General features: G+C 56.3%; 13 protein-coding genes. 6 read left to right on the top strand and 7 right to left on the bottom strand.

Annotated features, from left to right (window positions below):
• Nucleotides 1-124 precede the first annotated feature (124 nt).
• Nucleotides 125-397 (bottom strand): YcgL domain-containing protein, encoded by a 273-nt coding sequence (locus BLU64_RS03440; protein WP_026742420.1) that lies wholly within the window; start codon nucleotides 395-397, stop codon nucleotides 125-127.
• A 135-nt stretch (nucleotides 398-532) separates the two neighbouring features.
• Here BLU64_RS03440 and minC point away from each other — a divergent pair, with 135 nt between their 5' ends.
• The 3 genes from minC to minE are packed head-to-tail and all read left to right on the top strand — an operon-like array spanning nucleotide 533 to nucleotide 2,323.
• Complete coding sequence (gene minC, locus BLU64_RS03435; RefSeq protein ID WP_026742419.1) at nucleotides 533-1,216, top strand: septum site-determining protein MinC; 684 nt, start codon at nucleotides 533-535, stop codon at nucleotides 1,214-1,216.
• Between the two features lie 21 nt (nucleotides 1,217-1,237).
• Entirely contained in the window at nucleotides 1,238-2,050 is an 813-nt protein-coding gene (gene minD / locus BLU64_RS03430) for a septum site-determining protein MinD (protein WP_026742418.1), read from the top strand.
• 3 nt (nucleotides 2,051-2,053) lie between these two features.
• A complete protein-coding gene (gene minE, locus BLU64_RS03425; protein ID WP_026739383.1) occupies nucleotides 2,054-2,323 on the top strand; it encodes a cell division topological specificity factor MinE in 270 nt (89 codons plus the stop codon).
• A 184-nt stretch (nucleotides 2,324-2,507) separates the two neighbouring features.
• On the opposite strand, the gene rnd is transcribed toward minE, so the two are convergent.
• From rnd to yoaA, 5 genes are all read right to left on the bottom strand, one after another.
• Nucleotides 2,508-3,629, bottom strand: a complete 1,122-nt coding sequence (gene rnd, locus BLU64_RS03420) for a ribonuclease D (protein WP_026742417.1) — start codon at nucleotides 3,627-3,629, stop codon at nucleotides 2,508-2,510.
• A 261-nt stretch (nucleotides 3,630-3,890) separates the two neighbouring features.
• Complete coding sequence (gene fadD, locus BLU64_RS03415; protein WP_074727920.1) at nucleotides 3,891-5,564, bottom strand: long-chain-fatty-acid--CoA ligase FadD; 1,674 nt, start codon at nucleotides 5,562-5,564, stop codon at nucleotides 3,891-3,893.
• Between the two features lie 242 nt (nucleotides 5,565-5,806).
• Nucleotides 5,807-6,421 (bottom strand): Slp family lipoprotein, encoded by a 615-nt coding sequence (locus BLU64_RS03410; protein WP_051625486.1) that lies wholly within the window; start codon nucleotides 6,419-6,421, stop codon nucleotides 5,807-5,809.
• A gap of 66 nt (nucleotides 6,422-6,487) precedes the next feature.
• Entirely contained in the window at nucleotides 6,488-7,189 is a 702-nt protein-coding gene (gene tsaB / locus BLU64_RS03405) for a tRNA (adenosine(37)-N6)-threonylcarbamoyltransferase complex dimerization subunit type 1 TsaB (RefSeq protein WP_026742414.1), read from the bottom strand.
• 63 nt (nucleotides 7,190-7,252) lie between these two features.
• Nucleotides 7,253-9,175 (bottom strand): DNA repair helicase YoaA, encoded by a 1,923-nt coding sequence (gene yoaA, locus BLU64_RS03400; RefSeq protein ID WP_026742413.1) that lies wholly within the window; start codon nucleotides 9,173-9,175, stop codon nucleotides 7,253-7,255.
• A gap of 273 nt (nucleotides 9,176-9,448) precedes the next feature.
• Between yoaA and BLU64_RS03395 the strand changes: the two genes are divergently transcribed.
• Nucleotides 9,449-10,435 (top strand): hypothetical protein, encoded by a 987-nt coding sequence (locus tag BLU64_RS03395; protein ID WP_139171468.1) that lies wholly within the window; start codon nucleotides 9,449-9,451, stop codon nucleotides 10,433-10,435.
• Nucleotides 10,436-10,574: 139 nt separating this feature from the next.
• Here the strand turns inward: BLU64_RS03395 and BLU64_RS03390 are convergent, their stop codons facing one another.
• Nucleotides 10,575-10,772, bottom strand: coding sequence for a YoaH family protein (locus BLU64_RS03390; RefSeq protein ID WP_026739376.1), 198 nt, complete (start codon nucleotides 10,770-10,772; stop codon nucleotides 10,575-10,577).
• Nucleotides 10,773-10,921: 149 nt separating this feature from the next.
• On the opposite strand from BLU64_RS03390, the gene pabB reads away from it, so the two are divergent.
• On the top strand, nucleotides 10,922-12,289 hold the full coding sequence (pabB, locus tag BLU64_RS03385; RefSeq protein WP_026742411.1) for an aminodeoxychorismate synthase component 1: 1,368 nt from the start codon (nucleotides 10,922-10,924) through the stop codon (nucleotides 12,287-12,289).
• Between the two features lie 23 nt (nucleotides 12,290-12,312).
• A complete protein-coding gene (locus BLU64_RS03380) occupies nucleotides 12,313-12,927 on the top strand; it encodes a CoA pyrophosphatase (protein WP_235195090.1) in 615 nt (204 codons plus the stop codon).
• The last annotated feature ends 75 nt before the right edge of the window (nucleotides 12,928-13,002 follow it).

Genomic DNA, 13,002 nt, shown 5'->3' with positions numbered 1-13,002 from the left:
CAGGAAATGAAATGCAGTCCGAATAAAAGTCAGTACGTAGATTAATTTGCGACCTGACTATTTTTCGTTACTAGCTCATTAATATCTGCTGGCGATAAGGTATTGTCCGAAAATAATAACCCTATTATTTTTCAATCGACCCATGATGTATATTTAGCAGGTTTTCCGGCGGCGGGGGTACCTGAAGATAAAATCCTTGTTCTTTAAGCGATTGTCGCACCTTGTCGATATCTGCCGAAGCCAGTTTTTTCCGTCCATCCAACGGTAAAAGCATCACGAAAGTCGGCGCGCCGAAACTTTTCATCAGCGATTCAGGAATGCGCGAAAAATCGTCTTTTTTTTCGACATAGAGATATGTCTGATCCCGTTTGTTACTTCTATAGATCGCACAAAACATATTTTTACTCTAAATTAAATGGGTGTCGTGTATTGCCTGTATATACAGGTGACTATAACATGCTTATAGCGCTCTGGAATATCATAGTTAAATGTTACTCTGGGGTTTAAAGATGCCGAAACTGAGTCAGGATAGATGTCACAATCGCCAATTGAGTTAAAAGGCAGCAGCTTTACCTTATCGGTGGTTCATTTGCATGAATCTCAACCCGAGGTAATTTATCAAGCCCTGCAGGAAAAAATCGAACAGGCTCCCGCGTTTCTTAAAAACGCGCCCGTTGTCATCAATGTCTCAACACTGACCGCCGACACCGATTGGGTGACGCTTCAGCAAGCTGTTGCCGCTTCTGGTCTGCGTGTGGTCGGCGTGAGCGGCTGCCAGGACGAGCAGCTCAAACAAGCTATCGTCCGCGCAGGTCTCCCACTGTTGAACGAAGGTAAAGAGCGGCGGGCCGCCGAACCCGCCGCCCCGCCGCCGGAGCCGGTGAAAACCAAAGTGATTAGCGCGCCCGTTCGTTCCGGGCAACAGATTTATGCGCGTAACTGCGATCTCATCGTCACCAGCAGCGTGAGTGCGGGCGCCGAAATTATCGCAGACGGCAATATACACATTTACGGCATGATGCGGGGCCGTGCCCTGGCAGGTGTTTCTGGCGACGTTGACAGTCAGATCTTCTGCACCCATCTGGCCGCAGAGTTGGTATCCATCGCGGGCCGGTATTGGCTCAGCGACCAGATACCGCAAGATTTTTTTGGGCAGGCTGCACGGGTAAATCTCAACCTGCTGGACAATGTTCTCAACATACAAACTCTAGACTAAGCCCTTATCAAGGAATCATTTATGGCACGCATCATCGTTGTTACATCGGGTAAAGGGGGCGTTGGCAAGACTACTTCAAGCGCGGCCATTGCTACCGGTTTAGCCCAAAAAGGCAAAAAGACAGTTGTCATCGACTTTGATATTGGCCTGCGCAACCTTGACCTGATCATGGGATGCGAGCGCCGCGTTGTTTACGATTTCGTCAACGTCATCCAAGGTGATGCGACGTTGAATCAAGCGCTGATTAAAGATAAGCGCACTGAAAATCTGTACATCCTCCCTGCCTCTCAGACCCGTGACAAAGACGCGCTGACACGTGAAGGCGTCGAAAAAGTGCTGGACGGTCTGAATGAAATGAATTTCGACTTCGTGGTCTGCGATTCGCCGGCGGGGATCGAAACCGGCGCGCTGATGGCACTCTACTTCGCCGACGAAGCGGTGATTACCACCAATCCGGAAGTCTCATCCGTACGTGACTCCGACCGAATTCTTGGCATTTTGTCGTCCAAATCACGGCGCGCCGAACGCGGCGAAGAACCGATCAAAGAGCATCTGCTGTTGACCCGTTACAACCCGGGCCGCGTCAGTCGTGGCGATATGCTGAGCATGGAAGACGTACTGGAAATTCTGCGTATTCCGCTGCTGGGCGTCATTCCCGAAGATCAGTCGGTGCTGCGCGCATCTAACCAGGGCGAGCCGGTGATCCTGGATGATTCGGCCGATGCCGGTAAAGCCTATGCCGACACAGTAGATCGCTTACTGGGTGAAGATCGCCCTTACCGCTTTATCGAGGAAGAGAAGAAGAGCTTCCTCAAACGACTTTTTGGGGGGTAAACCATGGCCTTACTCGATTTCTTTCTGTCCCGCAAAAAAGCGACAGCCAATATCGCCAAGGAACGGCTGCAAATTATTGTCGCGGAGCGGCGCCGTGGGGACAGCGAGCCCCATTATCTGCCACAGTTGAAACGAGACATTCTGGAAGTGATCTGCAAATACGTGCAGATTGACCCGCAAATGGTGTCCGTCCAGCTTGAACAAAAAGGCGACGACATTTCCGTTCTGGAGCTAAACGTCACCTTGCCGGAAGCGGAAGAAACACCGAAGTAACCACCACGTCGCGGCCGTGCCCGATACGCGCTAAGCGCATTCGGGCCGGTTCGCGGCGATTATCATCTGCCGTCGTTGTTCCCTCTCACTCTCAGCACGCCACCTCAAGCGACCGATGCCCTTTCCTGCGGTGTCAGGACGTTGCCAACGCCAGCCAACGCCAACACCTGCAACGTCCCCGACCTTAATCGCGGTTCAAAATAGCCCGCAGCGCATCGCCGAACAGTGTATTGCGCCAACCGCTGACCAGTTCGGGCGTATTCCCCCCGATGGACAATTTCCAGTACCAGTTAAGCAGACGATTGATCTGGCGGCGAGAAGCCAGCAGTTCTGCGGATAATCCGCTGCTGACGCTGGTCGCCTGTATCAACGCTTTGATCTCTTTGAATACCGCCTTGTAACCGGGGTAATCCAGCAGATTCGCTACCGGCGGCGGGAAGTCGGCCTCATTCAATTCCCCCGTCTCCGCGACGAGTGCGAGCAACGTTTTGCCGTGATAGCGGATCTCCGGTCCACTCAGGCCCAGCGAATCCAACTCGCCCAGCGACGTCGGCAGATGGCGTGCAACCTGCCATAAATGCTCCTCGCGCACGACAAAGTTGACCGCGCTGTCGCGTTCGCGCGCTTTGCGCAGACGCCAGTCAGCCAGACGCTGCAGACAGGCCAGCTGTCGGCCTCGCAGCTGCCAGGCGTTGCTGATCTCGCGGTAAGCCAGTTCCGGCGCCAGAATGTCCTGACGTCGGCGGCACAGCAACAGGCACTCATCCAGCGCCGCATCCATCCAGCCGCTGGCCTCCGTCTGCTCCACCAGCGTTTTGGCCATTGGCAACAGGTAGAACACGTCGGCCGCCGCGTAGTCGCACTGTTTCTGGCTCAACGGACGCGCCATCCAGTCCGTGCGGGATTCGCTTTTATCAAGCGTCACCTGCTGATAATCCGCCACCAGCGCAGCAAACCCGTAGGACAACGGCTTACCTAAAAACGCAGCCAGAATCTGCGTGTCGATAAACGGCGTCGGCACACGGCCGAACGCGTTCAGGAACACTTCCAGATCTTCGCTGCCCGCGTGCAGAAATTTGGTCACATCAGCGTCGCCGAGCAGTGCTTTAAACGGCGTCCAATCCTCGATTGGAAGCGGGTCGATCAGCGACAGCGTTTCGCCGTCATACAGTTGAATCAGTCCCAACTGCGGATAATAAGTGCGTGTCCGGACAAATTCGGTGTCCAGCGCCACCTGCGTTGTAGCGCGCGCCTGCGCGCAAACCTGTGATAGCCCGGCATCGGTAGTGATCAACTGATAATTCAAAACATCATTCTCTTGGTTATGTCCAACAAGGGTCATGGCGATAAAAGGCGCGTCGGAAAAGGCCAACGCGCCAGGCATGAGAGCGCAAAATCGAAAATCGTACGAAGACAAAACACCGGCAACCCAATGACTCAAGGTTGACGCGCGGTGTATCCATATTCAGGTTAATTCGGGTCGTCCATCGCGGATGACGGAATGCACACGTGACGAGGTAAACCATAACCTGCTAACGACCCGTAAACAATCTGATATAACAATAGCCTAGGACGGTTTGGTTTGATCCCGAAGTTCACGTCGCAAAATTTTGCCGACGTTAGATTTCGGCAATTCATCGCGAAATTCGAACTGGCGAGGCACCTTATACCCCGTCAGATAGCGACGGCAGTGGGCAATTAGCGCCTCCGTTTCCAGCGCGCTACCGGGACGACGTACGACGAACACCTTCACCGCTTCGCCCGATATCTCGCTCGGCACGCCGACCGCGGCCGCTTCCATTACGTCAGGATGACGAACGATGACATCTTCGATCTCATTCGGGTAGACGTTAAACCCCGAAACCAGAATCATGTCTTTTTTACGGTCGACGATGCGTAAAAACCCCTGCTCGTCAGAAGTGACAATGTCACCTGTGGCGAGCCACCCATCTTTCAGCACCGCCGCCGTTTCTTCCGGCTGATTCCAATAGCCCTTCATGACCTGAGGTCCCCGGACCCACAGCTCTCCCGCTTCGCCCAGCGCCACGTCATTCGCTTTTTCATCAACGATGCGGACCTCCGTCGATGGAATCGGTAATCCGACGCTGCCGGTGTACTGCTGCATATCGTAGGGATTGCCGGTGACCAGCGGCGAGCTTTCCGTCAATCCATACCCTTCCAGCAAATGATTGCCGGTCAGCGCCTCCCAGCGTTCTGCCACCGCCTTCTGCACCGACGCGCCGCCGCCGACGGACAGGCGTAACGTCGAAAAGTTCAGCCGATGAAAATCGTCGTTATTCAAGAGTGCGTTGAACAACGTGTTGACGCCGCTGATAACGGTAAACGGATGACGGGCTAGCTCTTTGACCATCCCTGGAATATCTCTTGGGTTGGTGATGAGCAAGTTCTGACCGCCCATTTCGATGAACAACAGGCAGTTCACAAGGAGCGCAAAGATGTGATAGAGCGGCAATGCCGTTACTACCAAATCGTTGCCTTCGTGCAGCAACGACCCATATGCCGCGCGAATTTGAGTCAAATTAGCCAGTAGGTTGCGATGCGTCAGCATGGCGCCCTTGGACACGCCGCTGGTTCCGCCGGTGTATTGCAGGAAAGCCAAATCGCCGCGATCCAGTTCAGGACGGACATAGGGCATCTGTTTGCCCTGTTGCAGCACGCTGCGAAAGGAGATGGCGTCGGGAAGATGATATTTCGGCACCAGCCGCTTGATGTATTTGACGACGAAATTGACCAGCGTGCCTTTGGCGGCCGAAAGCTGATCCCCCATACGGGTCAAGATCACGTGCTTCACCGGGGTGTTGAACACCACTTTTTCCAGCGTATGGGCAAAGTTGGACACAATCACCATCGCGCTGGCGCCGCTGTCGTTCAACTGGTGCTCAAGCTCACGCGGGGTGTAAAGCGGATTGATGTTCACCACGACCATACCGGCTCTGAGGATACCGAACAGCGCAATCGGATATTGCAGCAGGTTAGGCATCATCAGCGCGACGCGGTCGCCTTTCTTCAATTTGAGCTGGTGCTGTAAATAGGCGGCAAATGCCCGGCTGCGCTGTTCCAACTGGCGAAAGGTCATTGTCTCGCCCATGTTGATGAACGCAGGCCGATCGGCATTTCGCGCCATCGAATTTTCGAACAGTTCCATCAATGACGAATAGCGATCCGGCTCGATCTCTGCGGGAACATCAGTCGGATAGCGCGCTAACCAAATTTTTTCCAAGACTTCACTCCATAGGTCTTCTCTGGCGGTGTACGGGACAGTCTTCGAGATGTCACATCACTCCCGCAAAGCGACGTACTCGTTTTTTGTCAAACGTGTAATCACCTATGCCATCATTCACAAAAAATAAGGCGACCGCAGTCACCCTAGTTAATTCAGTGCGCCGGAAATCGCCACCCGGTCAGCCCCCCGCGAAACGCACCTTACGTCGTCATGCGGGAGGACAACCGGTTGTAGCACGACTATTCCGTCACTATCGTTTCCAGTCTGGCCGGTCCAAACCCGCCGTCCCATCCCCAGCGCGGCCCCCAACCGGGACGGCCGCGATATCCCCACCAGGGATCGTACATTCCTGCGGACGGCGCCAGTTGCTGCACGACACGCCAGCGTTTATAGCGGTCGGCCTGCACCACGACGAAATGGTAAGGACGATTGCCTATCTTGCCCTGTTCGGAGCCGGTGATAGGCCCCACGACGGTGACCAGCTGCTGGTTAAAATCCGTCGGCTCAAGGAAGCCGTTAACATAAGCCACAAAACGACCTTCCGACGGCGCGCCTAAAATAGGTCTTGCCCCTGCATCCAAAGGCATGCTGCTAATTTCAAGGCGGGTACGACTCGCCTCGTTGCTGACCGCCACCACCCGTCCGCCCAGGCGTGACTCCTGACCGACGTAAACTGCGGGCGCGCTCATCACCCGGACCAAATCCATCTGCGGCGTTTCCGATGTCCCACGCAGAGACTCGGGTACGGTCACGCACGCGGTTAACGCGCCCAGCGAAACTAGCAGCAGCCCATAGCGGCCCGACCTGCAGACAACGCGCTTCACTCGACGACTCCACTGCCGTTCACTTGACATAGCATGTACCTTATTTGATAGCCTGATAATTTGACTATAAGCCATGCAATAAGTTGCGGTTATTGGTTATTCACGTCCCGGCAATTTTTTCCAGGCGACCTCATTGCGCAGATAGCGCGGCTGAGCCTGCTCAACGCGCAATGTCGCGCCCGACTGCCAATGCTGTAAGGCCAGCGGCAGCATATCTTCCGCCTGCGGCAACAAATACTGGCTATCTTGCAGCACCGCATCGGCGGGATGGATTAAATCGGGGTAAGTCTGCCAGCCGGTACCGGCGGTCGCCCATTCACCGTCGAGCGCAGACGTCTGCGCTTGCACCTGCGAGGGCGAGAGCACGGCTTCCGACGCCTCACCGCACCAGACACCCTGTTCATCGCGGCGGTACTGCGCCCAATAGACTTCGCTCATGCGCGCATCTATCGCCGTCAGCACCTGGTTGGCGCCGGTCAGTCGAAAGGCGCCTTGCGCCAGCGTGGCCAGCGTGGACACACCGATCATCGGCAGGTCAGCACCCAGCGCCAGCCCTTGTGCGATGCCGATGCCGATCCGCACGCCGGTAAAACTGCCGGGGCCAAGACCGAACGCCAGAGCATCCATATCGCTCAGCGCCAGGCCCTGTTCGCTTAGGATCTGCTGAACCATCGGCAAAATACGCTGGGTATGTTCGCGGGGACAAACTTCAAACAATGCGTGGACTTCGCCTTCATTCCACAAGGCAACGGAACAGGCTTCCGTTGCGGTATCAAGCGCTAAAATTCGCGTAGACATGCCAACCTCAGGCGGGAAATAAACGTATAACGGCGCGCATGATAGCACAGAGTCGGAACGCCGCTACGCTTTGCGCGTCAGGAAATCCACCGCCTCCGGCAGGCTTCGCGTGCGCGGCGCGGGCGGCAAACTATTGAGAAAGACTTCGCCATAAGGTCGCATCACCAAACGGTTATCGCAGATGACCAGTACGCCGCGATCGTCGACGTCGCGGATTAGCCGCCCCACGCCCTGCTTGAGGGTGATAACCGCGTCTGGCAACTGCACGTCATTGAACGGATCGCCTCCGCGCAGGCGGCAGTCCTCCATTCGCGCTTTCAGCAGCGGATCGTCCGGCGAGGTGAACGGCAGTTTATCGATGATGACGCAGGACAGCGCATCGCCCCGTACGTCCACCCCCTCCCAAAAACTGCTGGTCGCCACCAGCAGCGCGTTGCCCGCCGCCAGAAACTGCGACAGCAATTGGGTTTTACTCGTCTCGCCCTGCAGTAATACCGGCAGGGTCAGGCTGGCGCGAAACTCCGCCGCCAGCTCACGCATCATCAAATGCGAGGTGCACAGCATAAAGCAGCGCCCCTGATTCGCCTGAATCAGCGGCGTTAACATCTGCGCCAACTGCTTTCCGCCGCCCCGACGCGCGGTTTCCGGCAGAAAACGCGGGACACACAGCAGCGCCTGGCGGGCATAGTCAAAGGGGCTAGGCAGCAGCAACGTTTCCGCCTCTTCCAGTCCCAGTCGAGCGGTAAAATGATCCATCTTTTCGTTCACGGATAACGTGGCGGAAGTAAAGATCCAGCTCGCGGCTTTCTCTTTCATCACTTCATGAAAACGGTCGGACACCGACAACGGCGTTAAGGCCAGCACGAAATGGCGGCTGGTGCATTCATACCAATAGCTGTAACCGGGCTGTTGCACGTCCAGCAACCGTTTTAGCCGATGGCGGTAAAGGGTGGCGCGTTCGAACGCGGCATCCAGCAGCGCGGAGCGCCCGAGAGAGAGCTTGGCGACGTCATAACACAGCTCCAACGCATCATCGAGCAGCAGCAGTGCTCGCTGCAGCCCGGCATCAGTGACAACGTCACGAAGATTGCCCCGATAGCCGGGGTCGCCCAGCGCCAGGCGAAAATCCTGCGTGCTTTGCGACAGCCGATCGGCGCTTTTCTGCAACTGGGCCGCGTCGCGTACTTCGGTACGATAGGCAATGACCATATCCCGCGCCAGATCGAACAGCTGTCGGCTGCTTAGCTGCTGACCGAAATACTGACTGGCAATATCGGGAATCTGATGGGCTTCGTCGAAAATCACGACGTCACCGTCGGGGATCAGCTCCGCAAAACCACTCTCTTTCACGACCCGGTCCGCCAGATACAGATGGTGGTTGACCACCACGACATCCGCATCCATCGCTCGGCGGCGAGCCTTGACCACGAAGCACTCTTTATAGTGCGGGCAGTCATTGCCGAGGCAGTTGTCATTCGTGCTGGTGACTAACGGCCAGATGTGACTGTCTTCCGGCACATCGCGGCAGGCGCTGGTATCGCCGTCATCGGTCAGCGAGGACCAGCCCCGCAGCTTAACCAACTCTCGCAGGTTATCCTTGGAAAGATCGCCCCCCGTCATCGACTGCTGTTCCAGCCGTTCAATGCACAGATAGTTGGAGCGCCCTTTCAACAGAGCCAGTTTACCGGGATAGTTAAGCGCACGCGCCACGGTCGGCAGATCGCGGCTGTAGAGCTGGTCTTGCAAAGCTTTGGAGCCGGTGGAGATAATCACCTTTTTTTCGGCCCGGAGCGCGGGAGCAAGATAGGCGTAGGTTTTGCCCGTTCCGGTTCCCGCCTCGACCACCAGCGGCTTTTTGCGGGCAATGGCATCGGCGACGGCGGCCGCCATCTGCCGCTGCGGCTCTCGAGGTTTGAATCCCTTGATGGCCTTTGCCAATGCGCCCTCAGGGGCAAAATCATCAATCTCGTTTGCTGCTGAAGCCACGCTTTCTCTCTTTGCTGGGGGATAGATCGGCACCGGCGGCGCCGATGCGAGTGGGAGGATTATGCCAAGCTCGCCCCCCGGCCTCCACCTTAATATGCCCAATAGCCGTTTTTGGAGACGCGTAAAGAGGATGAGTTGGACGGCGTGATAGGCGTGCCGCTGGGCGACGCAGAGTGATCAGGCCAGAAGGTAAGTGCCAGACCGAGATTTTATCTTTGGGCGCGAACAGATAAAATTGCGACGCAAACTATTTATAGATCAGGGATGTTCATTTTGAACCAGCTTTATACTTTTACGATCCCCAGTACCTCATTCACCCCCAACGGGGATCGGTTCGGCGATTATCTGCGCGTCATTTACCAAGGCAACGTCTTTTACACCCACAAAGTAAACTATAAACACCCCGAACAATTTGAACGCTTATCCACGACGGGCAACTGGTATTTTTGCGCCCATCAACTCGCTGACGGGAGTTACTGGATACACTGGATAGCCGATGACAATGGTTTGATACTCGAACCTGAAAACGCGTCTCAGAAAGCGGGGCCGATACTGATTCAAAGCATCGTGTCGTCATTGTTAACGTTGCTTGCCGCCATCGCGTTTTGCATTTTTATTCATACTTACCCCGTCCTTGCCACCACCGTAGCGATGGTCGGCATATTTGCGGCGATAGGGGCGTCAGTCAGTCTTTCCAACCTGTTCGCTTTTTATCATCCGTTTAACATCCTGTCGTTGAAATATCTCGCCCGAGTGAAAAGCCAGGACAGGCGTTTTTTTACTTCCCCCCCGACTAACGAGACTCATTTCATCGTCAAAGCACTCGATGAGCAGTGGCGTAGTCAGGCAAAAGACAGCGATCTTCTGCTGGAAGGCAATGTGAATCACGTACAAGACATGTCATGGAGTGCAAGGAAAGGAGAGGATGAAGTCCACTACAAAGCCTTCTTCTTTACCTGTAGCAATCGCTCTCTGATCATGTGCTGGAATCGGAGTGATTCTTCCGTACACACCCCCGTGCATTTGACTTGCGCGCCGCCGTTTATGGCCATCAACGACCATGTTCGTTGTCTTTATGAAAACAAAGAAAAGCAATCCATTTTGGCTCAGCGGCTACCGAGCCAAACGCATAAGGTCATCAGCTTGATTAACTTGACGGAGGGAAGTGCCTATCGCCTCCGTGGCGCAGGCGTTCTCGGTATCAGACCGAATATCATTGAGCGCTGTACGCTCTACTCTCTAGGGCAATACACATCCTGACGTGCCGACCACAACATCAAAGGGGTCAATTACCGAGCAGGAAAGCACAAGGATCACTCCCCGTCAGCGCCATAAGCCAACGGGGAGCCAACGAGCAAAATATCCAGCATCACAGGACACATCTCGACGCTGCCAGCGGCTATTCCTGCCGCGTTTCGTCGTCCTCGTCATCCTCAAAGCGCGCGACAACACGCTCTCCCTGATGTCCCTGACGAAGCGCCTCCGCGACACGGGCGATAGCTTCGCCGCTGCTGAGCCCTTCCGAGATCAATCGATGGATTTCTTCTACGGCCTGCTGCTGCTGTTCATGCGTGAGCGACGGAATACCTGCAAACATTTCTCTCTCCTGAATCTGGCGGGGTCATCCCGGCATCATAGGCGTCGCACGGCTCACGAGTGTGGTACGCTTGCATGTTGAGGTGCCTTCATGTCCACGCGACCGGTATACTTCCGGTCAATACCCGTATGAGATCGCTCGAAACCTATATGCCAATGTCGTTAGTCTACCATGCTCTGCCCTATCAACCGGACGCTTTGTTAACCCAGTTCGCCCCGCTCGCTGAACAGCCCTGGGCGATGCTGCTGCACTCCGGCACCGCTGAACACACGCATAATCGGTTCGATATTCTGGTCGCCGATCCCAAAGTCACGCTACAAACCCGCGGCGACACCACGGAAATAGCCGAGGGCGACAAGGTTCAGGTTTCGCCCGCTGATCCCTTTCAGCTGTTACAGCACCAGCTTGAACAATTAGGCCTGACCGCTACGCCCACGCCGGATTTGCCGTTCCAGGGCGGCGCGCTGGGGCTGTTCGGCTACGATCTGGGCCGACGCGTGGAACGGCTGCCGACGCGGGCTGCGCAGGATATTGATATCCCCGACATGGCCGTAGGTCTGTATGACTGGGCGCTGATTGCCGACCATCATCAGCGCCGGCTGACGTTGATCACGCAGGGCGACCCGGCGCCGCGGCTGGCATGGCTGAAAGCGCAGAGCGCTTCGACGTCCATCGCCCCCTTCACGTTGACCTCCCACTGGCAGGCGAGCATGTCGCGTGAAGAGTACGGCGCCAAATTTCGTCAGGTTCAGGATTATCTTCGCGCCGGCGACTGCTATCAGGTCAATCTGGCGCAACGCTTTCAAGCTCGTTATGAAGGCAGCGAATGGCAGGCATTCCTGCGTCTTTCCGCCAGCAATCGCGCGCCTTTTTCGGCCTTTATCCAGCTGCCGCATAATACGGTCATCAGCGTGTCGCCCGAGCGCTTCTTATGGCTGAACGACCATCATATTCAGACCCGCCCGATTAAAGGCACGCTGCCCCGTCTTCCCGATGCCGCAGATGATGTCAGGCAAGCGGAACGTCTGGCCGCCTCGGCCAAAGATCGGGCTGAGAATCTGATGATCGTCGACCTGCTGCGCAACGATATCGGCCGCGTGGCTTCGCCCGGCAGCGTCCGCGTACCGGAGCTGTTTGTGGTTGAAGCATTTCCGGCGGTACACCATCTGGTGAGCACCATAGAGGCGCAGCTGCCCGCTGAATTGCACGCGGCCGATCTGCTGCGCGCCTGTTTCCCCGGCGGCTCCATCACCGGCGCGCCAAAAGTCCGGGCGATGGAGATTATCGAAGAGCTGGAGCCACAGCGCAGGACCGCTTATTGCGGCAGCATCGGCTACCTGAGCATCTGCGGCACTATGGATACCAATATCACCATCCGTACACTCGTCACCGACCGAGGTTCGATCTACTGCTGGGCCGGCGGCGGGATCGTCGCCGACAGCGAGGAGCCGGCGGAATATCAGGAAACGTTCGATAAGGTCGGACGTATTCTGCCGGTGCTGATGTCTCACTCTTGATAGCGATTCGACGAGGAGCTGGCGTGACTCATTTCATCACACAAAATCGTGCCACGGAGGCGGAAAGCGTAGTCCCTTTCGACTTGGCCCAGTTCGTCACCCGTTTCCAACTGCAAGCGCCGGAAGCGACGCCGTCCAGCCGCTTTCTACGGCAGGCCGCCGTGCTGGTGCCGATTATTCGTCGTCGCGAACCCACGTTGCTGTTAACCCGACGCGCCGCGAATCTCCGCACACACGCGGGTCAGGTGGCCTTTCCCGGCGGCGCGGCCGACCCGGAAGACCGCTCACTGATCGCCACTGCGCTGAGGGAAGCGTATGAAGAGGTGGCGATCCCCTCGTCCCGTGTGCAGGTGTTAGGCACGCTGCCCTCACAGGACAGCGTGAGCGGCTTTCAGGTCACCCCGGTCATCGGCCTGCTGCCCCCGGACCTGACACTGAAGGCGCAGGCGGACGAGGTGGCCGCCGTGTTCGAAATGCCGCTACGAGAAGCTTTTGCCCTGCACCGCTATCATTCGCTGGAATTCGAACGCGAGAATCGTCAGCATCGCGTTTATCTGCGCAGCTATCAGCATCAGTGGGTCTGGGGGCTGACCGCGACGATTATTCGTCAGTTGGCATTGCAGGTCGCAGACTCTTAATCATGCAATCACGGCCGTTATTTCGCACAGCCCCCAATCACCAACACGCCGAGCGTTGACCTTCGTGGCAGCGAC

It is taken from the genome of Lonsdalea quercina, from assembly GCF_900107885.1.
Taxonomy (GTDB): Bacteria; Pseudomonadota; Gammaproteobacteria; order Enterobacterales; family Enterobacteriaceae; genus Lonsdalea; species Lonsdalea quercina.
This window is presented reverse-complemented; position numbering and strand designations above follow the sequence as displayed.